Here is a 20,020-nt window from a genome sequence, read left to right as displayed (position 1 = left end):
ATGCCATTGCGCTCGCCTCTGCTCGTCCTCGCGCTGCTTTGCTCGACCACGGCAGCCAACGCAGCTACGGCTTAAACCAAGCAGATACCTTATCGCAGTCCGCAGCAGATTCTGGATGCCTCAAAGCCCAGCGATTGGCGTAACTTGGACCCGGCCAACACGCTCTATTTGGAAGCAGTTGCTGCGGACCGATACGCAGAGGTTCCGCGACGTGGTCGCAGCGTGGCGCAACCGTCATGACGATTTCTACAAGCGCCCGGTTTGGCATATCGACCTTTGCAACGTACCGCTACCGGTGCGCACGCCACCGCACTGAGGCCAAGCCAGCGCGCGTTTGCGCTGGCACGACTGCACGCTATTTTTGGACAACACACTCAGACCGGCGCCGCGCTGCGGCGCTGGACTTGCGAACATCGCCGCTCCCGCATTCACTGCACCGGGGTCAATACCAGATCCTGGAAGTCGAAACTGAAATCCGTCAACGGCGAAATCGCCTGCATGCGCGCCTGGCGCACTTTGCCGTCGGCGTTGAGGGCGAAGCTCAGGAAAGCATCGGCATTGAGCGAGCGATCGCGCCAGCGCACGATGAAGGTGTCGTGCTGCCAATGCTCCAGGCTACCCACCAATTGCGCGGTCTTGCTGAAACGCAACTCCAGCCTCTTACCCTCTAGACGCACCATCACCTCGCCATACCAGGGGTCGCGGTAAGTGCCGGCATAACCGGCCAATGGCAGCGAGGGTTTGGACTTGGCATCGCGTGCGGCCACATGCTTGGCCCAATCCGCGTCGGCGCCGGCATCGGCCTTGGCCTCCGCCGCGGCATACGCCGCAGTCCAATCGGTCGCTTGCGCGCCAAGGTAGGCATCGAGCACCTGCAGGGTGATCGCATTGAAAGCCGCACCGACCTCCTGGTTGGTCAGCACGATCACGCCCAGCTTGCGCTCGGGCACCAGCGTCAATCGCGACACCATGCCCGGCCAGCCACCGGTATGCCAGACCAGCTTGGCGCCACGGTAGTCGCTCAGGCTCCACCCCTCGCCATAGCCGGCGAAGTTCGGCTTGGCCGGCAGCAACTCCGGCACGCTCGGCTCGGAGATCGCGATTGGAGTGATGACCTGCCACATCTCCTGCTGGCGCTGCGCACTGAACAAGCGCCGCTCCTGCCCGTCGAGCGAAGGCAAGCGGCCACCGTCGAGCTGCACCAGCATCCACTTGGCCATGTCGTGCACATTGGCATAGATGCCGCCGGCACCGGAATTATTGGACCAGGTCAACGGCGACACCGTGCGCAACTGGCGAAAGTCGAACTTGGCATGACCGACCGCCGCCTGATCGCCCGCCTGTAGATGATCGCTGTTGATGCGTGCGCCCTGCATGCCCACGGGCACGAAGATGCGCTGCTGCACGAACGCCGCGTAGCTCTGCCCGGAGACCTGCTCGATCAACTTCTGCGCCACGGCATATAGGATGTTGTCGTAGGCGTAGCGGTCGCGGAAGCCCCCCTTCAGCGGCACATGCGCCAACCGCCGCACCACCTCCTCGTTGCTGTAACTGGTGGCAGGCCAGCCAGCGCACGATGAAGGTGTCGTGCTGCCAATGCTCCAGGCTACCCACCAATTGCGCGGTCTTGCTGAAACGCAACTCCAGCCTCTTACCCTCTAGACGCACCATCACCTCGCCATACCAGGGGTCGCGGTAAGTGCCGGCATAACCGGCCAATGGCAGCGAGGGTTTGGACTTGGCATCGCGTGCGGCCACATGCTTGGCCCAATCCGCGTCGGCGCCGGCATCGGCCTTGGCCTCCGCCGCGGCATACGCCGCAGTCCAATCGGTCGCTTGCGCGCCAAGGTAGGCATCGAGCACCTGCAGGGTGATCGCATTGAAAGCCGCACCGACCTCCTGGTTGGTCAGCACGATCACGCCCAGCTTGCGCTCGGGCACCAGCGTCAATCGCGACACCATGCCCGGCCAGCCACCGGTATGCCAGACCAGCTTGGCGCCACGGTAGTCGCTCAGGCTCCACCCCTCGCCATAGCCGGCGAAGTTCGGCTTGGCCGGCAGCAACTCCGGCACGCTCGGCTCGGAGATCGCGATTGGAGTGATGACCTGCCACATCTCCTGCTGGCGCTGCGCACTGAACAAGCGCCGCTCCTGCCCGTCGAGCGAAGGCAAGCGGCCACCGTCGAGCTGCACCAGCATCCACTTGGCCATGTCGTGCACATTGGCATAGATGCCGCCGGCACCGGAATTATTGGACCAGGTCAACGGCGACACCGTGCGCAACTGGCGAAAGTCGAACTTGGCATGACCGACCGCCGCCTGATCGCCCGCCTGTAGATGATCGCTGTTGATGCGTGCGCCCTGCATGCCCACGGGCACGAAGATGCGCTGCTGCACGAACGCCGCGTAGCTCTGCCCGGAGACCTGCTCGATCAACTTCTGCGCCACGGCATATAGGATGTTGTCGTAGGCGTAGCGGTCGCGGAAGCCCCCCTTCAGCGGCACATGCGCCAACCGCCGCACCACCTCCTCGTTGCTGTAACTGGTGGCAGGCCAGGAACAGCAGATCGCCAGCGCCCAAGCTCAATCCGCTCCGGTGCGCCAGGAGATCGCGCACGCGCATCTCGCGTGTCACGTAGGGATCGGACATCTGGAACCAAGGCAAATGCTCGACGACGCGATCATCCAGACTCAGCTTGCCCTCGTCGGCCAAGATCGACAGCGCCGCAGCGGTAAACGCCTTGGTGTTGGAGGCGATGGCGAACAGGGTCTGCGCATCCACCGGCTCCGGCTTGCCCAATTCGCGCACACCGTAGCCGCGCTCCAGCACCACCTGCCCGTCCTTGACAATGGCAATGGCGATACCGGGGACGTCGAACTGTTTGCGGACCCGCTCCACACGCGCATCCAGATCCTGCAACGACGGCGGCAGCACGGGGGTCGGCACCTGCGCCTGCGCGCTGACACTCATCGCCAACAGCAGGCCACAGCCCATCGATATACTTTTCAAATCCATCGCTCCTGAAGGGAACCTACACATGGTCGCGGGCGCATCACCGACTCCACCCGCAACAGATACGCAGCGCAGTGTAGGCCAGGACACGAAGCGACGGCAGCGCCAGAGAGTGAAGTCACCCGCATCGTGGACGCGAACCGCAGCACAACATCGATTCGGCAGTTGATCGATTCGCCCGCGCCGGGCTGAGCGCGTGCGAACAACCTCCTGCCGATGCCATCCACACGTCGCGAGGATGCGGTAAAACCCTCAAATAATCGCGACATCGGTGATCGCAACACCCGACGCGGTGGCGGTTTCTCCCTCACGTATCCACTGGACCCACGCAATGCAGATCAAGCAGACCGTAGAACGCATTCCCGGCGGCATGATGCTCGTCCCCTTGTTTCTTGGAGCAGCGCTGCATAGCGTATGGCCGCAAGTGGGCACATGGTTCGGCGGATTCACCCAAGGGTTGGTCACGGGCATCGTGCCGATTCTGGCAGTGTGGTTTTTCTGCATGGGCGCGTCGATCCAGCTGCGCGCCGGCGGTCGGGTGCTGCGCAAATCCGGGGTGCTGTTGCTGACCAAGATCGCGGTGGCATGGCTGGTAGCGGTCGTCGGCGCGCAGCTGCTACCACCAAACGGGATCGAGGCGGGCCTGTGGAAGGGCCTGTCGGTGCTGGCCCTGGTCGCAGCAATGGACATGACCAACGGCGGCTTGTTCGCCTCGGTCATGCAGCAGTACGGCGCGCCCGGCGAGGCCGGCGCGGTGGTACTGATGTCGCTGGAGTCCGGGCCGCTGGTCACCATGCTCATCCTGGGCAGCGCCGGTGTCGCCACGTTCGAACCACGCCTGTTGGTGGGTGCGGTGCTGCCACTGCTGGTGGGTTTCGGACTTGGCAATCTGGATCCGCAACTGCGCACTTTGTTCAGTCGCGCGGTGCCCGCGCTGATTCCGTTCTTCGCCTTCGCGCTCGGCAATACATTGGATTTACACGCCATCGTCGAAGGTGGTCCGGCGGGGATTCTGCTCGGCCTGCTGGTCGTCTTCGTCACCGGCATCCCGCTGCTGCTGGCCGACCGGCTGCTGGGCGGTGGCAGCGGTAGCGCAGGCATCGCCGCTTCCGGGACTGCCGGCGCGGCGGTGGCCACACCGGCACTGATCGCGGCAATGGCACCGCAATTCAAGGCGACAGCCCCGGCTGCCACCGTCCTGGTCGCGACGTCGGTGATCGTGACCTCGCTGCTGGTACCGCTGCTCACTGCGCTGTACGCGCGCAGGATCGCACCGGCCTCGGCCACGCAGGACACCAGCCACTGACCTCGCACGCCAGCCAGCCACCGCGCCGATGCCACGCTTTGCGCGACAATAGCCGCATGTCACCCCACCCCACCAGCAAAGCCCAGTTGCAAATTCATTTGTGCGTGTTGCTCTGGGGCATGACCGCCATCCTCGGCAAACTGATCACCCTACCCGCGCTGCCGCTGGTGTGGTGGCGAATGCTGATTGTCGTGCTGGCATTGGCGCTGGTGCCGCGTGTATGGCGTGGACTGGCCGCGCTGAACGCAAAACTGGCACTGGGCTACGCCATGGTCGGCATCCTGGTTGGCCTGCACTGGCTGACCTTCTATGGCGCGATCAAGCTAGCCAATGCCTCGGTCGCGGCGACCTGCATCGCGCTGGCACCGGTATTCACCGCCGTGATCGAGCCGTGGGTGGCCAGGCGTCCGTTCCGTCCCAGCGAATTGGTGTTCGGTCTGGCGGTGCTGCCGGGGGTAGCGCTGGTGGTCGGCGGGGTGCCGCACGGGATGCGTGCCGGGGTCGTGGTCGGCGCGGCATCGGCACTTTTTGTGGCAGCCTTCGGTTCGCTCAACAAGCGCCTGGTCGACCATGCCGATCCGCTCACGGTCACCGCAGTGGAATTGGGCGCAGGCGCTCTCACCCTGACCCTGCTGGCACCGCTACTGCCGTTGGTGCTGCCAGCGTTGAGCGGGCCGTTACTGATGCTGCCGAGCCTGCACGACAGCGTGCTGTTGGTGGCACTGGCACTGCTATGCACGCTGCTGCCGTTCGCGCTGGCGCTGGTGGCGCTACGCCGACTCAGCGCCTACGCGGTGCAGTTGATCACCAACCTGGAGCCGGTCTATGCGATCCTCTTTGCGATCGTGCTGCTGGACGAACAAAAACAACTCACCGCACTGTTCTACCTGGGCGTGACGGTGATCCTCAGTGCAGTGTTCCTGCACCCGCTAATGACCCGCGCCAAACGGGTGCAACATCCCGAGCTGCTAGCCACCAGCGAAGCGAAGAACTCACTTAACTGAGTCGCGCAACAGCACTCATTCGGCCAGAGACACGCAATCGCGGCCGGCACGCTTGGCCTGGTACAACGCCTGATCGGCACGTTTGAGAAATTGCTCGGCGCTCTCGGGCGCGCGTAAGGTGGCCACACCGATACTCGTGGTAATCGGCACGCCAACCCGCAATAAACCCGTTTCCTCGCGTATTACTTCGCACGTATGCACTGCCTGTTCCGTTTGCATCCACGGCAACAGGATCGCGAACTCCTCGCCGCCGTAGCGCGCCACAAGGCCGTCAGACGGCACATGCAGGCGCAACATCCGCGCCAACGCCAACAGCACCTCGTCGCCCTTGTCGTGACCATGCAGGTCGTTGATGCTCTTGAAGTAATCCAGATCCAGGATAGCCAAGCTGAGCGCTGTGGCATTCATCTGCGCCGACTCAACCTCCACCATCAACGCGGTGGCAAAGGCGCGGCGGTTGAGCAGACCGGTCAGCGGATCGGTGCGTGCCTGTTCGAGCAGGTCGGCATTGAGCATTTCCAGCGACGATTGATATCGCAACAACTGCTGTTCGTACCATTCGCGCTCGCGCAACTGCAGCGACAGCGCATGGCTGGTGCGGCGCAGTTCGATCAAATGCATCACCTGCCGCGACAGCGCCTGTAGCGCCGCCACCTGGCTCGGGTCCAACGTGCGTGGGCGGTTATCCAGCACGCACAACGTGCCGACCGCCAACCCATCACCGGTCAACAATGGGGCGCCGGCATAGAAACGCACGCCTCCCTCGGTCACCAAGCGATTGGACTTGAAACGCGGATCCTCGGCGGCGTCGGGAACGATCATGACCTGCTGCGGCGACAAAATAGTATGGCCGCAGAACGATTCGTCGCGCGATGTACTCAGCAGATTGACATTACGCTGCGATTTCAACCATTGACGCTCCTCGTCCACCAACGAGATCAACGCCGAAGGGGTATCGCAGAGACTGGCGGCGATGTCCACGAGATCCTGGTAGGCGTCTTCCTGCTCGGTATCCAGGATATGCAGGGCGTGCAGGGCGCGCAGACGCGCGGCTTCGTTGTCGGACTTGCAAGGTTTGATCACGGGGTACCGGAGGACGGCGACAAATGTCGCTGCTCAGTATCGCCCAATCCGCAGCCGTTGCCAGCCCCACCACCCGCTGGTCCGCTACCACTGCTGGCGCTGCGGCAGGAGCCCGCGTAGTTCCTGTTCGGTGAGATTGCGCCACTGCCCCGGCTTGAGTGCGCCGAGTTTGATGTTGTCGATGCGCACGCGACGCAACTGGGTGACGCGGTAATCGAACGCCGCCGCCATCAAGCGGATCTGCCGGTTCAAACCCTGCTCCAGCACGATACGGAAGCCGAACTTGGCGATCCGCGCAGTGCGGCACGGCAGGGTCATCTGGTCGTGCACGCGCACGCCGCGCGCCATAGCGCGCAGGAACTCGTCGGTGACCGGCCTGTTCACCGCCACCAGGTATTCCTTCTGGTGGCGGTTCTCCGCGCGCAGAATCTCGTTGACGATGTCGCCGTTGCTGGTCATCAAGATCAGCCCTTCCGAGTCCTTGTCCAGACGCCCGATCGGGAAAATGCGCTGTTCGTGGCCGACGAAATCGACGATGTTGCCCTTGACCTCACGCTCTGTGGTACAGGTCACGCCGACCGGCTTGTTCAGCGCGATATAGACGTGAAGGCGGCCACCTTTGTGCTGGACGCGTGCGCGCAGCGGTTGACCATCGACCTTGACCTCATCGCCCTCGCCCACGACCGAACCGACCCCGCCGGGCAGACCATTGACGGTGACGCGGCGTGCGGCGATCAGGCGATCGGCCTCGCGGCGCGAGCAAAATCCGCTCTCGGCGATGTGCTTGTTGAGGCGAGTGGACATGGAACCGGGGCTGGGAACGGAGAACTCGGGACGAGGCACAGCGGGCAATCAGGCGCAGCGGCGATAAAAGCGCCAGTTGGCCGGCAACCCCTGTCGCGCAGGGGTTTGCACTGAGCGGCACTCGCCGCGTGGCATCAACGCTTGGGTGGCCCCTTGCGCGGCGGACGCTCGCCAGGACGGTCGCCGAAGCGCCCAGATGGACGCGCGGCGGCGGCGTTGGGCTTGCCACCCGGCTTGCCGCCACGCGCGAACTTCGGCTTGAACGGCGCACCGTCGGAGGTGGCGTCGTCGAGCTTGCGCATCTGCAATTGCTGGCCGGAGACCCATACCTTCTTCAGGTGCGTCAACAGCTCGCGCGGCATCTCCACCGGCAAGTCCAGGATCGAGTGATCGTCGTGGATGTCGATGCGGCCGATGTACTTGCTTTCCAGTCCGGCTTCGTTGGCGATGGCACCGACGATGTTGGCCGGCTTCACCCCATGCTGGTGACCGACTTCGATGCGGTAGGTCTCCATGCCCACATCCGGAGCGCCACGCGGCGCTTTCGGCGCTTTGTCGCGACGTGGCGCCTCGAAACTGCCGACATCGCGGTGGTAATCGAAATCACCGCCCTGTACAGGCGCTGGACGCGGCGCACGTTCACCCTCGTCGCGACGGGGTGGGCGGGCCTCGCGCTCGAATTTCTGCTCGAACTTTGCACGTTCCGGACGCTCACCGCGCTCGCGGCGCTCGCCACCAGGCCGCTCGAAACGCTCGCCCTGCGCTGCCGCGCGCGGACGATCCGGGGCCAGCAGTAACGGTGTATCGCCCTGTAGCAGACGCGCCAACGCGGCCGCCACCTCGACCATCGGAATATTCTTATCGGTTTCGAAACGCTGCAGCAGTTCGCGATAGATGTCGATGCCACCCGCCGCGATGGTCTCGCTGATCCGCTCCATGAAGCGACTCACCCGCTGATCGTTGACCGCGTCCACGCTCGGCAATTGCATCTCTTCGATCGGCTGGCGGGTGGCGCGCTCAATCGCGCGCAACATGCCGCGCTCGCGCGGGCTGACGAACAGGATCGCCTCGCCGCTGCGCCCGGCGCGGCCGGTGCGACCGATGCGGTGCACGTAGCTTTCGGTGTCGTAGGGGATGTCGTAGTTCAACACATGGCTGATGCGCTCAACGTCCAGGCCGCGCGCGGCCACGTCGGTGGCGACCAGAATGTCGAGCTTGCCATCCTTGAGTTGCTGGATCACCCGCTCGCGCTGCGCCTGCTGGATATCGCCATTGATCGCCGCCGCCGCCAGACCGCGCGCCTGCAGCTTTTGCGCCAGTTCGTCGGTGCCGGCCTTGGTACGCGCGAAGATGATCATCGCGTCGAACGGCTCCACCTCCAGAATCCGGGTCAACGCATCGAGCTTGTGCAACCCGCTCACCGCCCAGTAGCGCTGACGGATGTTCGCCGAGGTGGTGGTCTTGGAGGCAATGATGACTTCGGCCGGATCGTTGAGATACGTCTGCGCGATCCGCTTGATCGCCGCCGGCATGGTCGCCGAGAACAGCGCTACCTGACGCGATTGCGGCAGCTTCTTCAACACCGCTTCGACGTCGTCGATGAAGCCCATGCGCAGCATTTCGTCGGCCTCGTCGAGCACCAGCGTCTTCAACTCGGACAGGTCCAGGGTGCCGCGGTCGAGATGGTCGATGACCCGTCCCGGAGTACCCACCACCACATGCACGCCGCGCTTGAGCGCGGACAGTTGCTGCACGTAGGGCTGGCCGCCGTACACCGGCAATACCTGGAAGCCGGGAATGGCCGCGGCGTAGCGGTGAAACGCCTCGGCGACCTGGATCGCCAATTCCCGCGTGGGTGCCAGCACCAGGGCCTGCGGCTTGCGCTGGGCGAAATCCAGCCGCGACAGGATCGGCAGCGCGAACGCGGCGGTTTTGCCGGTGCCGGTCTGGGCCTGGCCGAGCAGGTCGCGCCCGGTCAGCAGGGCCGGGATGGTGGCCGCCTGGATCGGCGAGGGCGACTCGTAACCGATCTCGGCGACCGCCTTCATCACAGCAGAACAGAGGCCGAGATCTGCGAACAGCAGCGGCGCGGGGGTATCTTGGGACATGGGAGACTCCGGAGGCGCCGCAGAGAACCGGCAAGCGCAAAGGAGTACATTGTGCGCCTTGGCAGCCCACATGTCGAAAGTAGGTGAAGGCCACCGTTCAGGCGCGACGCCATCGATGCTGTGCCGCGAGGTGCCAACAGCGCACTCGCCGCGACACCACTGACCTGCCCGCTCGGCTCGCGAATGATCGACAATAGGCATCGATTTCCGAGTCCCCCATCATGCAAACCATCGATCTCCAATTAGAAAGCGACTACGTGGAACTGAAACACTTGTTGAAATTGACCGGCCTGTGCGACAGCGGCGGCGGCGCCAAAGCCGTGATCAGCGAAGGTCAGGTGCGCGTGGACGGCGAGGTCGAACTGCGCAAGGCATGCAAGATACGCGCGGGCCAGATGGTGCAACTTGGCGATGTGCACGTGCAGGTGCTGGGCAAGGTCTGAGCACACTTCCCTCACTCCCGGCAGCGCGAGAAGCGCAACGATTTGCGCCACGGCCCCCGCCGTGGCCGCTCTCGGCGCAAGGACACGATGACCCGCTGAATCAGGTATGCGGTGAACACGCGCGCGCATGGAACGCCTCGCCCGGCGACGTGCAGCGCGCGGCGAGAGGATCGAAGTTGTCCCGGCAACACGCAAAACGCGCGTCAAGGCAATTTGCTATCCAGCGCAAGCCGCATAGCTAGGCCGGGATGACACGCGAGGGCGCACCATCACGCGGCCAAGAGCGTACTCAGAACAGCGCCCATACAAATTGCAGGATCGACCATAGCGATGCCACCCAGGCCACGCTGCGCAGATACGGCACACCCAGCGCGTACAGCGGCACGTAGGCCAGGCGCGCCCACACATACAACTGTGCCGCCAGTGCGGTATGCGCACTGCCCTTGCCCAGCAACGTCACCGCCAGCACCCCCGCGGCAAAGAACGGAAACGTCTCCAGGAAATTGCGCAAGGCGCGTTCCAGGCGTCCAGCCACCCCGGTTGGCGGCGGCTGTGGCGTGTCACGCGGGCCAGCGTTCCACTTCAGTCCACGTTGCCCGGTGACGAACACCGCGGCAAGTAGCAATTGCCCGATCCCGAGCAGGATCGCCCAGGCCAGCATGCGGATTTCGAAACTCATCATCGGAACCTCCGGCGGGAACGGGGAACAGCTTGCGACTCAATCCGGCTGCGCGACATGGTAGCCGGCCAGACGCCAGGTTTTGTCCTCATCCAGACGCAGTGACACCAACTCGCGCACCGGCTGCGGCGCATTGGCAAAGCGGCTGGGGAAGCTGATGTTGACATAAGTCCCCGGCGGCACCTGCGAGCCCGCGACGTACTGCACCCGGGCCACGCTGGCGACACCGCGCCCGAGCAACGCACCCAGCCGCGCACGGGCGGTATCCACATCGCGCACGAATGCCGCGCGCGTCACCGCCTTTTTGGTGAGCGCCGAGGCACCGTCCCATAATTCGCCGCTACGGCCAGCATCGACCAGTTGGGCGGCGCGCAGGCCGGCCTGTGCCATTTGCGCATCCTGCTTGGCTAAAGGCCCAGGTGCGGGCACAGCCGCGACGGCATGCTTGGACGGAGCCGGCGGCTTGGACGGGGCGGTTTGGGCGGACACAGGCAGCGCCACGGCGCACAGCAACATGCCGAACAGGCGATGCGACGGCACGGATATCGGCATGGACAACGCTCGCACGCAACGATGATGGGACCGGCAGTCTACGTCGCCGCGGGCCTCGCCGCTCAGGGCATCTCCTCTCCTGGCGCTGCCGGGATGGGGTCAACGACATAGCGCTGCCGATGCCAGGCACGCCAACTGCCCCATAACGCCCAGACGGTCGCGCCAAGCAGCGCGCACAGGCTCACTAGAGAAGCGCTGCGCGCGAGCAACGTCGCGTGCCTGCCAGTGGCGAAATGCAGGAGCACTTCTGCAATCAGGAAGCCGACCAAGGCCAACAGCGCCGGCGGCAGATACAAACGCATCATCAGCTTGGTTCCGGGGGACATAGGTGCACTCCGGGGATCAATACCGGGGACGCTAGCGCCACGCGAATGCCCACAACATGAATGGGCGGCGACGCATCGTGTCCAGGCGCAGCCACCGTTCAGACTCAGAGCGATGCCACGTCGTTCTGCGATAACGGTCTTTCCACCGTGCAGAGCAGATCGGGAAGCTGTCCGTTACCGCTGTGCAGGACGTCCCAATTGGCGGCGACCCGCGCGCGACACCACCATGGCCGCCGGCAGTGCTTCCGGGAACGCTCCGTCCTGGTGGTCAGAACGTACTAGACTGGCCGGCGACCCGCCCGTGGGAACTGCCACATGAACCGCTGCACGCTGTACTACGACCGATTTGCCACGCCAATCGGCGAACTCACCGTCGCCGTTGGGCACGAGGAGAGCGTGCATCATCTGCTGTTCCCGGAAAATCGCTACGACGCGCCGGATCGCGCCAACTGGATCCACGATCCAGCGCCAGTACGCGAAGCGCGCAGGCAATTGCAGGCTTATTTCGACGGCGAACGCACCGGCTTCGAACTGCCATTGGCACCGCATGGCACCGTCTTCCAACGCCGTGTGTGGCAGGCATTGGCCGACATTCCATACGGCGCAACCTGGAGCTATGCGCAGTTGGCGCAGCACCTCGGACAACCGCGTGCGGTGCGCGCGGTCGGCGCGGCAAACGGCCGTAACCCGCTACCGATTCTGTTGCCCTGCCACCGCGTGATCGGCGCCAACGGCACGCTCACCGGCTTCGGCGGCGGCCTACCCACTAAAGCCGCGCTACTGGAACTGGAACGCCGCACCAAGGTTGACACCCACACGCATCGCGGCACGACCACGGCACTGTTCGGCTAACAGCGGCTAACACAACGAAGCGATTCGCTATCGTTTTGCTAGCCACGCTCATGCGCCACGGCGGGGCTATCCGCCATCGACAGCAACACCGCTCCGCGTCACGGTGCGGGTTCTATCTGCCTGGATCGACAGCGTGCGCACGCGCCGCTTCACGCCGAAGCTGAGCCGAAGCTGGCCACAATCTGCACGCATGCGTGCAACACCGCTCATCCATGCGCTGATCGCCTCGCTACATACCACCGGCACAACGCAACGCATGCGACAATCCGCGCATGCACTCGCCAGATCACGCGCAACCGCCACGCCTGCGCCATCGCTTGCGGCCGCTGCTATCGCAGGAAAGCTGGAAACAACGCCTCGTGCTGTGGGGCGGCGCGGTGGCGGTGGCCCTGGTCGCGCTCGTCTTTGCCAAAGCCAGCGACGCCGCCTTCCACCTGTTCCAACGCATCACCGCCCATTCGCGCTGGTGGGCCTTGCTGCTCACCCCTGGCATCTTTGCACTGCTCGCCTGGCTGACCAACGGCGCACTGCGGCCCACGCGCGGCAGTGGCATTCCTCAGGTCATCGCCGCGCTGGAACGCAGCGACCATGCATTCCGACAGGCCAACCTGTCGCTGCGCGTGTCCGCCGGCAAGCTGCTGTTGACCACCCTGGCGCTGCTCGGCGGTGCCTCGATCGGCCGCGAAGGTCCGACCGTCCACGTCGGTGCCAGCCTCATGTACGTGTTCGGGCGCTGGTTCGGCTTTCGCGACTCGCGCCATGCCAGCCACTTCCTACTCGCCGGCGGCGCGGCCGGCATCGCCGCCGCGTTCAACACGCCACTGGCCGGCGTGGTATTCGCCATCGAAGAACTCAGCGGACGTTTCGAGCATCACTTCTCCGGCACCTTGCTCACCGCCGTGATCGTTGGCGGCGTGATCTCGCTGGGCTTGCTGGGCAACTACACCTATTTCGGCAAGGTCGCCACGGCGGGGCTGCCACTTGGCGAGGCGTGGCTGGCGATCTTGCTGTGCGGCGTGGTCGCTGGCCTGCTCGGCGGCGGGTTCGCACGCATGGTCCTGGCGACCGTCGGTGGCAAACCACGCTGGCTGGGCACGTTGCGCCGCCAGCATCCGGTGCTGCTGGCCGCGTTGTGTGGCCTGTCGCTGGTCGTGCTGGGCCTGGTGTTCGGCGCAGGCGCCTTCGGGACTGGCTACGAGCAGGCCCGCAGCCTGGTGCAAGGGCATGCCAGCGTCGGCCACGAATTCGGCCTGATGAAACTCCTGGCGAATTTGGTGTCCTACGTCGCCGGCATTCCCGGCGGCCTGTTCTCGCCAGCGCTGGCGGTGGGTGCCGGTCTCGGCCACAACCTGGCCGTGCTGATGCCGAGCGTGGATCCGCGCATGTTCGTGCTGCTGGGCATGTGCGCCTATCTGACTGGTGTCACCCAGGCTCCCCTGACGTCGGCGGTGATCTCGCTGGAACTGACTGACAGCAGCAACATGTTGCTGCCGATCCTGGCGACAGTCCTGATCGCGCGCGGTGCCTCGGCGCTGGTCTGCCGCACGCCGATCTACAGGGGATTGGCCGAATTGTTGCTGGCGGCGCCGCCACCACCTCCCGCGCCCACGACAGAGGAAAAAACGTCTCTGGTCGCCGACCTGGCTGGAGACCAGGGCGAGGACGCGCCCCCGCGCTGAGCGCCACAGCGCCGCCGTTTTCGTGCAGCCTCCGCCAACCGGGGGATGCGACCCGGCGCAGGCGGTACGGCACGAAACCCGCCGCAGCCTGGCAAACTGCGCAAAAAAAACGCGGCGCAAGCGCCGCGTTTTACGCTGCAGGCGTTGACCTGAACTCAGCCGGCCTTGGCCACCGTCTTCTTGGCCACCGCCTTCTTCACCGCCGGCGCCTTGACCACCGACTTCTTCGCGACCGGCGCAGCAGCGCCCACAGCCACCTTGCTCACGCTGTGCGAGCGCGCATTGCCGTAACTGGCGTTGTAGCGCTTGCCTTTGGCGGTCTTGCGGTCACCCTTACCCATGCTCATCGACTCCTGAATGTATGTGCAAAAAATCCCCGCGCGCGGCGCGGGGTTTGGCGAGGGCAACGCAATTGGCGATCCTCACACAAGATCGATAAGCCTAACACGTGCGCTCAATGGGCGCAGCTGGCGTCGTGCACATGGCTGTGATTCAGGCGCAGATTGAGCAGATGGGCAAGCCCGACGAGGGTGCCACCGAACGTCATGATCACCGCATGCGCCACTGCCGCGTGGTGCAAGGCAGGCACCAGGATCCCGGCCCACACCGACAACAGGCCCAATATCAACAACCCCAGCGCCTGCCAGGCGCGATGCCGACGGTAGCCGAGCAGCAAACTGGACAAGCCAAGGCAGGTGACGAACACCACCATACTCAGCTCCACCCCTTCGCCCAGCCATATCGACAGACCCAACGAGGGCAATAACGCCAGGGCCAACGGCAGCACCGCGCAATGCACAGCGCATAACAACGAACCAGTGGCGCCGAGACGGTCGAGCAAGACACGGAGATTGGAAGGGATAGGCATTGTCGTGAATTTCATGCGAGAACCGCTGCGCAACAACTTGGCAAATACTATCGACGCCTCATTGCATGTGAGCTCCGGCGCGTACACGCAGGCTCGGAGATGGCGCCCTAGCCGTTCGCGCAGCGTGCGCACAGGCCGTGCACTTCCAGGGTCTGCGCCTGCGGCTGGAAGCCCAGCGCCCTGGCACGCCGTTCCAATTGTTCGACCACATCGCGGTCTTCCAGTTCGACCGCGCTGTGGCAGCGATCGCAGATCAGGAACGGCACCGAGTGCTGGGCGCTACTGGGATGATGACAGGCGATAAAGGCATTGACCGATTCGAGCTTGTGCACGAAACCGTTGGCAATTAGGAAATCCAGCGCCCGGTACACGGTGGGTGGCGCATCGGCCCCCACGCTCTTGCCTTCGCGCACCCATTCCAGCAACTCGTAGGCTTTGACCGGGCGCGCCGCCTCGGCGATCAACCGCAATAGATTGGCGCGGATCGGGGTCAAACGCAGACCACGCTCACAACTCACTCGCTCAGCCACCGTGACGAAATCGACCGGGTCATGGACATGGTGCTGGGGATCGATACAGGCGTGCTTCTTGCTGGGCATGGCGGTCTCCGGGGAATCAGCTTCCCGCTGGGATCTTGATGAGCGCGGCATCGATGCGTTTCAACGCCTCGCGGCGGCCGGCCAGGTAGACAGTCTGCGAGATATCCGGGCTGACCTGGGTACCGGTGATCGCCACGCGCAGCGGTTGCGCCACCTTGCCCATGCCGATTTCCAACGCGGCGGCGGTGTCGTGCAATGCCGCCGCGACGCTCTCCAGGCTCCACTGCGGCAACGCGGCCAGCAACGCGCGGGCTTTGCCCAGCGCCTGCTCGGCGCCCGGCTTGAGGTGCTTGGCCACTGCCGAGGCGTCGTAGCTGTCCAGCGGTTGGTACCAGACCAGCGCCTTCTCGGCCATTTCTTTCAGCGTCTGCACGCGCTCGCGCAACGCCACCACCACCTCGGCCACGGCCGGACCGGTCGCCGGGTCGATGCCGAGGCCGACGAGCTGGGAATGCAGATGCGGGGCGATCGATTCGGGGGCATCGGTCTTGAGGTAATGCTGATTGACCCAGCCGAGCTTTGCCATGTCCAGACGCGCCGCCTTGGAGTTGACGTCCTTGACGTCGAACAGCTCGATCAATTCCTGCCGCGCGAACAGCTCCTGATCACCATGCGACCACCCCAAGCGCGCCAGATAGTTGATCAGCGCATGCGGCAGGTAACCGGCATCCTTGTACTGCATCACGTCGGCCGCGCCGGTACGCTTGGACAGTTTGGCGCCCTGCTCGTCCAAGATCATCGGCATGTGCGCGAACTTCGGCACCGGCACCTCCAGCGCCTGGTAGATATTGATCTGGCGCGGGGTGTTATTGATGTGGTCGTCGCCACGGATCACTTCGGTGATGCCCATGTCCCAATCGTCGACCACCACCGCGAAGTTGTAGGTGGGATAGCCGTCGGGACGCAAAATCACCATGTCGTCCAATTCGCTGTTGGCGATCTCGATGCGACCCTTGATCAGATCGTCGAACACCACCACGCCCTCGCTCGGGTTCTTGAAGCGGATCACCCGGTTCGGATCATCGCGATACGGCAGGTGCTGCTCGCGCGCGGCGCCGTTGTAGCGCGGCTTTTCCTGCCGGGCCATCGCCGCTTCGCGCATCGCGTCCAGCTCCTCGCGGGTTTCATAGGCATAGTAGGCCTTGTCCTGGGCCAACAACTGCGCGGCGACTTCACGATAGCGCTCCAGGCGCTGAGTCTGGTAGACCGGACCTGTGTCGTAGTCCAGGCCAAGCCAGTCCATCGCTTCCAGGATCGCATCGATCGCCGCCTGCGTGCTGCGCTCGCGGTCGGTATCCTCGATGCGCAGCACGAATTGCCCACCACGGTGGCGCGCCTCCAACCAACAGTACAACGCGGTGCGGGCACCGCCGATATGCAGGTAACCGGTCGGACTGGGGGCAAAACGGGTGCGACAGACCATGGAGCGCTCAAAGCAATTGGCAAGCTCACGATTTTACCCCGCCCAACGTGGCACTGTCTGGCAACGCACATCCTGCGCGGCCGCTCTACCGCGACAGCGTTCGCCGCGTCTGCGCGCAGTCGCGCGCGGAGCTGTAAGCCACCAGCAGGCAAGGAGACGAGCTGAAGTGCATCCCCATCTTGCCGAGGACACTCGCGTTTGCACATCGTCCAATTCATCGAATGTTCGCTGGCGATGGAAAGCAAAGCTTGCAGGCGATCATGCCGCCCGCACACCTGCGCACCGCTGCCATAACTTCATCGCAGCTTTGATCACGCCGACCAGACGCATGAACATGTGAACTTCCGCCGCGCGCCTTCCGTCTACCAAACACACCAGAAGGGAAGATTCGTGATAGATGCACATCGATTTCATTCACTATTAATGCAATAAAAGTGCCTCACGGCTCTCGATTCCAGTGCGAGCCGTGACTCAACATGTTAATCGCAATTTAACACAACTTCATACATCGCAAGATGCGCGAATGCCCTCGACATTTGCCTGACCGCCCCGCGGCAGCCGCATGTCGGCATGAGCCGCCGATCAAGGAGTCACTAATGTCGCTATCCGTCTCTCGCCCAATCGTCGCGCTGGCTAGTCTGCTCACATTATCCGCGTTCGCGGTCGCCCATGCGCAACCGCATGGTATGGGTCTGAAGCCACCCACCTTGACACAACCACTGGTAAAACTCTTTCAAGCTGATGGAAAGCTAGTTAAGACGCCTCCGGAAAGCTTCGACCTGACCCAATGGGCAATCCAACCCGGCGATCAGAAGCAGTTGGGTGCGTGTGCCTCCTGGGCCACCGCGCACACACTGGCGGGCTGGTATGCCAATGTCACCAAGCAATCGGTCAATCTGTTCGCACCGATGTACCTGTACACCCAAGTCAATGACGGACAGGATGAAGGCTCCTCGATGGAAGCGCCGCTGGACGTCGCTTTAGCGCAGGGCATCGATACCGAGGCGGACTACTTCCAGGGCGACTACAACTGGAAGAGCAAGCCGACCAAGCATGAGCGCGCCAATGCCCGTAACTACAAGCAGCCCTTCCATTACAAGATGATCTACAGTAATTCGGGCAAGATCAGCGCTGCCGATGGTCAGGCACTGATCGAACAGATCAAGCTGGCAATCGCCAACGACACCCCGGTCGTGATCGGTTTCTATGTCCGTGCTGGCTTCGAATCGTTGACCCAGAACAATGATCTCGATACCGACACCAATAGCGATATTTTGGGCGCGCACGAGGTCATCGCCCTTGGCTACGACAAAGATGGCCTGCTGATCGAGAACAGTTGGGGAACCGATTGGGGCAAGAAAGGTTTCGGGAGGTTAGCCTGGTCGGTGGTGGCCAAGGACGTGCTCCAGGCGGCTATCGCCTACTGACCGATACCTGATGCGCTGCGGCGATTCCATGGTCGCCGCAGCGTTTGCCACTTGCACACCATGGACGAGGTGACATGCTCGGCATCAGCCGACACCGCGACGGGCTCATGGCTGTGCGCGGTGTCGGCCCGTACACTGCGTGGATGAACTATCGTCACGCCTACCACGCCGGCAACCATGCCGACGTCCTCAAACATACCGTGCTGCTGGCATTGCTCGATGCGCTCAAGCGTAAGGACAGCGCCTTCTTCGTCCTCGACACCCACGCAGGGCGTGGCCGTTACCTGTTCGCCGCAAGCGAGGCGCGCAAGACTGGCGAAGCCGCCGCCGGCGTACTGCGCCTGATGTGCCACCCCACCCTTCCGGAGGGAGTGGAACGTTACCTACGCGCAGTGCAAGCCGACAACCCCATCGGCACGTTGCTCAGCTACCCAGGCTCCCCACTGCTGGTGGCGCAAGCGCTGCGTGCACAAGACCGGCTGGTTGCATGCGAACTGCAAACCGAGGAAGCCGCAGAGCTGAAAACACTGTTGGCCCAAGACCGCCGTGTGCAGGTGCATGTCGGCGACGGCTATACAGCCATCAAGGCGTTCCTACCGCCGAAATCCGGCAACAGCAAGATCGGGCGTGGCCTGGTCCTGATCGACCCACCCTACGAGGCCCAGTCTGCGGAGTACCCGCTGATCGTGACCGCCTTGCGCGAAACACTGACACGCTGGCCGCAGGCGATGTGCGCAGTGTGGTATCCGATCAAGCAACGGCGCAGTTTGCAACCCTTCTTCCGCAAGACGGCAGCACTGCCGGCATCATCGATACTACTGGCCGAACTGCAGGTCCGCCCCGACGATTCACCACTGCGACTCAACGGCAGCGGCATGCTGTTGCTCAACCCACCCTGGCAGTTCGAACAGACACTGGCGCAAACGCTGCCGATCCTGCAAACGCATCTGGGCGAAACCGGCGCCAAGACCCGCCTGGAGTGGCTCAAACGCGAAACCTGAGCCGCACGGCACAGCGAATGGGAGTGAACACGCAGCGCGGCATGCGCCGCGCGAGGATCACTCCGCATCGACTACGCACCGTTAGCGCACGCAACAGCCTGCGCGCAGCGACGCGTATCGGCGACGACCTACCGCACTGCGGCACCCGCGGCAACACGAGAAAGACAGCAGGCATTCACGGACGACGACCTGCTGATAATGCGAGAATCGCGAGCCTGATCGAGGACAAGACGGACATGGCGACCCGTAACCGCATGCCCCCTTGGCATGAAACCTTCACCCTGCCCAGCGGACGTGAGCTGCTGATCCGGCCAATCCGGCCCGAAGATAGCGCACCATTGCAAGGTGCCTTCGGCCTACTCGGCCCGAGCGAAATCCGCACGCGCTTTTTGCATTCTGCGCAGCAATTGAATGAAGAAATGGCGCAACGGCTCACCCATCCCAACCCGAAGGAGGAACTGATCCTGGTGGCCGCCGAACCACTGCCGCCCGGCGAAGCGGTGATCGGCGCCCTCGCCCGCGCCGCGATCACCCCCGGTACCCGCGAGGCCCAGTGCGCGATCCTGCTCAGCAGCTTCGTCGCCGGCCAGGGCCTGGGGCGGCAACTGATGCGCAAGCTGGTCAAGTGGTCGCGACGCAAATATTTGGACCGGCTCTACGGCGAGGTTCTCGAAAACAACGTGCCGATGCTGCAACTGACCGAATCGCTCGGTTTCCAGCGGATGCCGCATGCGGACACATCCGGCCTGGTGCGCGTGGTGCTGGAATTGGGCAACTGAAACCAGCGCACGCGCCGCTCGTATAGAACATTGCTTGTTCTGCGCGGCATCCGCTGCCGCTGCCTCAGGCTGCG

The 20,020-nt window shown here is 63.8% G+C and carries 18 protein-coding genes and 3 pseudogenes; 9 read left to right on the top strand and 12 right to left on the bottom strand.

The window, feature by feature from the left end; all coding sequences use genetic code 11:
• Positions 1 to 175: 175 nt before the first annotated feature.
• A pseudogene (locus XANALMUS060_RS18625) lies at positions 176 to 316 on the top strand (peptidylprolyl isomerase); the annotation flags it as partial.
• Between the two features lie 112 nt (positions 317 to 428).
• Here XANALMUS060_RS18625 and XANALMUS060_RS11465 read toward each other — a convergent pair.
• A pseudogene (locus tag XANALMUS060_RS11465) lies at positions 429 to 1,565 on the bottom strand (serine hydrolase); the annotation flags it as partial.
• 1 nt (position 1,566) lies between these two features.
• A pseudogene (locus XANALMUS060_RS11460) lies at positions 1,567 to 3,010 on the bottom strand (serine hydrolase); the annotation flags it as partial.
• Between the two features lie 334 nt (positions 3,011 to 3,344).
• On the opposite strand from XANALMUS060_RS11460, the gene kdgT reads away from it, so the two are divergent.
• Complete coding sequence (gene kdgT / locus XANALMUS060_RS11455; protein ID WP_045738509.1) at positions 3,345 to 4,319, top strand: 2-keto-3-deoxygluconate transporter; 975 nt, start codon at positions 3,345 to 3,347, stop codon at positions 4,317 to 4,319.
• A 56-nt stretch (positions 4,320 to 4,375) separates the two neighbouring features.
• Complete coding sequence (locus XANALMUS060_RS11450; protein ID WP_045727925.1) at positions 4,376 to 5,323, top strand: DMT family transporter; 948 nt, start codon at positions 4,376 to 4,378, stop codon at positions 5,321 to 5,323.
• A 15-nt stretch (positions 5,324 to 5,338) separates the two neighbouring features.
• On the opposite strand, the gene XANALMUS060_RS11445 is transcribed toward XANALMUS060_RS11450, so the two are convergent.
• The 3 genes from XANALMUS060_RS11445 to XANALMUS060_RS11435 all read right to left on the bottom strand — a co-directional run bounded on the left by XANALMUS060_RS11445 (position 5,339) and on the right by XANALMUS060_RS11435 (position 9,318).
• Entirely contained in the window at positions 5,339 to 6,406 is a 1,068-nt protein-coding gene (locus XANALMUS060_RS11445) for a sensor domain-containing diguanylate cyclase (RefSeq protein WP_045738508.1), read from the bottom strand.
• 84 nt (positions 6,407 to 6,490) lie between these two features.
• The gene (locus XANALMUS060_RS11440) at positions 6,491 to 7,210 is read right to left on the bottom strand and encodes a pseudouridine synthase (RefSeq protein ID WP_045738507.1); all 720 of its coding nucleotides are present in this window, start codon (positions 7,208 to 7,210) and stop codon (positions 6,491 to 6,493) included.
• 134 nt (positions 7,211 to 7,344) lie between these two features.
• Positions 7,345 to 9,318 (bottom strand): DEAD/DEAH box helicase, encoded by a 1,974-nt coding sequence (locus XANALMUS060_RS11435; protein WP_045738506.1) that lies wholly within the window; start codon positions 9,316 to 9,318, stop codon positions 7,345 to 7,347.
• A 221-nt stretch (positions 9,319 to 9,539) separates the two neighbouring features.
• Between XANALMUS060_RS11435 and XANALMUS060_RS11430 the strand changes: the two genes are divergently transcribed.
• On the top strand, positions 9,540 to 9,761 hold the full coding sequence (locus XANALMUS060_RS11430) for an RNA-binding S4 domain-containing protein (RefSeq protein WP_045738505.1): 222 nt from the start codon (positions 9,540 to 9,542) through the stop codon (positions 9,759 to 9,761).
• Positions 9,762 to 10,050: 289 nt separating this feature from the next.
• On the opposite strand, the gene XANALMUS060_RS11425 is transcribed toward XANALMUS060_RS11430, so the two are convergent.
• From XANALMUS060_RS11425 to XANALMUS060_RS11415, 3 genes are all read right to left on the bottom strand, one after another.
• Positions 10,051 to 10,440: an MAPEG family protein gene (locus XANALMUS060_RS11425; RefSeq protein WP_045729091.1), complete on the bottom strand. Its 390-nt coding sequence runs from the start codon at positions 10,438 to 10,440 to the stop codon at positions 10,051 to 10,053.
• 39 nt (positions 10,441 to 10,479) lie between these two features.
• Positions 10,480 to 10,956, bottom strand: a complete 477-nt coding sequence (locus XANALMUS060_RS11420) for a DUF4019 domain-containing protein (RefSeq protein ID WP_045738530.1) — start codon at positions 10,954 to 10,956, stop codon at positions 10,480 to 10,482.
• A 98-nt stretch (positions 10,957 to 11,054) separates the two neighbouring features.
• Positions 11,055 to 11,318: a membrane protein gene (locus XANALMUS060_RS11415; RefSeq protein WP_045738504.1), complete on the bottom strand. Its 264-nt coding sequence runs from the start codon at positions 11,316 to 11,318 to the stop codon at positions 11,055 to 11,057.
• A gap of 315 nt (positions 11,319 to 11,633) precedes the next feature.
• Here XANALMUS060_RS11415 and XANALMUS060_RS11410 point away from each other — a divergent pair, with 315 nt between their 5' ends.
• Entirely contained in the window at positions 11,634 to 12,170 is a 537-nt protein-coding gene (locus XANALMUS060_RS11410; RefSeq protein ID WP_045738503.1) for a methylated-DNA--[protein]-cysteine S-methyltransferase, read from the top strand.
• Between the two features lie 272 nt (positions 12,171 to 12,442).
• The gene (locus tag XANALMUS060_RS11405; protein ID WP_045738502.1) at positions 12,443 to 13,849 is read left to right on the top strand and encodes a chloride channel protein; all 1,407 of its coding nucleotides are present in this window, start codon (positions 12,443 to 12,445) and stop codon (positions 13,847 to 13,849) included.
• A 155-nt stretch (positions 13,850 to 14,004) separates the two neighbouring features.
• On the opposite strand, the gene XANALMUS060_RS11400 is transcribed toward XANALMUS060_RS11405, so the two are convergent.
• From XANALMUS060_RS11400 to gltX, 4 genes are all read right to left on the bottom strand, one after another.
• On the bottom strand, positions 14,005 to 14,190 hold the full coding sequence (locus XANALMUS060_RS11400; protein ID WP_045727934.1) for a 30S ribosomal protein THX: 186 nt from the start codon (positions 14,188 to 14,190) through the stop codon (positions 14,005 to 14,007).
• Between the two features lie 113 nt (positions 14,191 to 14,303).
• On the bottom strand, positions 14,304 to 14,717 hold the full coding sequence (locus XANALMUS060_RS11395; protein ID WP_045738529.1) for a MerC domain-containing protein: 414 nt from the start codon (positions 14,715 to 14,717) through the stop codon (positions 14,304 to 14,306).
• 107 nt (positions 14,718 to 14,824) lie between these two features.
• Positions 14,825 to 15,316 carry a transcriptional repressor gene (locus tag XANALMUS060_RS11390; RefSeq protein WP_045727935.1) on the bottom strand — a complete coding sequence of 164 codons (492 nt, stop codon included), beginning with the start codon at positions 15,314 to 15,316 and terminating at the stop codon, positions 14,825 to 14,827.
• A gap of 16 nt (positions 15,317 to 15,332) precedes the next feature.
• Positions 15,333 to 16,739, bottom strand: a complete 1,407-nt coding sequence (gltX, locus tag XANALMUS060_RS11385; protein ID WP_045738501.1) for a glutamate--tRNA ligase — start codon at positions 16,737 to 16,739, stop codon at positions 15,333 to 15,335.
• Between the two features lie 596 nt (positions 16,740 to 17,335).
• Between gltX and XANALMUS060_RS11380 the strand changes: the two genes are divergently transcribed.
• The 3 genes from XANALMUS060_RS11380 (at position 17,336) to XANALMUS060_RS11370 (ending at position 19,946) form a co-directional block, all read left to right on the top strand.
• On the top strand, positions 17,336 to 18,166 hold the full coding sequence (locus XANALMUS060_RS11380) for a C1 family peptidase (protein WP_045727937.1): 831 nt from the start codon (positions 17,336 to 17,338) through the stop codon (positions 18,164 to 18,166).
• A 143-nt stretch (positions 18,167 to 18,309) separates the two neighbouring features.
• Entirely contained in the window at positions 18,310 to 19,167 is an 858-nt protein-coding gene (rlmJ, locus tag XANALMUS060_RS11375) for a 23S rRNA (adenine(2030)-N(6))-methyltransferase RlmJ (RefSeq protein ID WP_045738528.1), read from the top strand.
• Between the two features lie 236 nt (positions 19,168 to 19,403).
• Entirely contained in the window at positions 19,404 to 19,946 is a 543-nt protein-coding gene (locus XANALMUS060_RS11370) for a GNAT family N-acetyltransferase (protein ID WP_045738500.1), read from the top strand.
• The last annotated feature ends 74 nt before the right edge of the window (positions 19,947 to 20,020 follow it).

Source organism: Xanthomonas sp. MUS 060, from assembly GCF_000963215.1.
GTDB lineage: Bacteria > Pseudomonadota > Gammaproteobacteria > Xanthomonadales > Xanthomonadaceae > Xanthomonas_A.
Note: the sequence above shows the minus strand (reverse complement) of the source record. Positions and strands in the feature narration are given on the sequence as shown.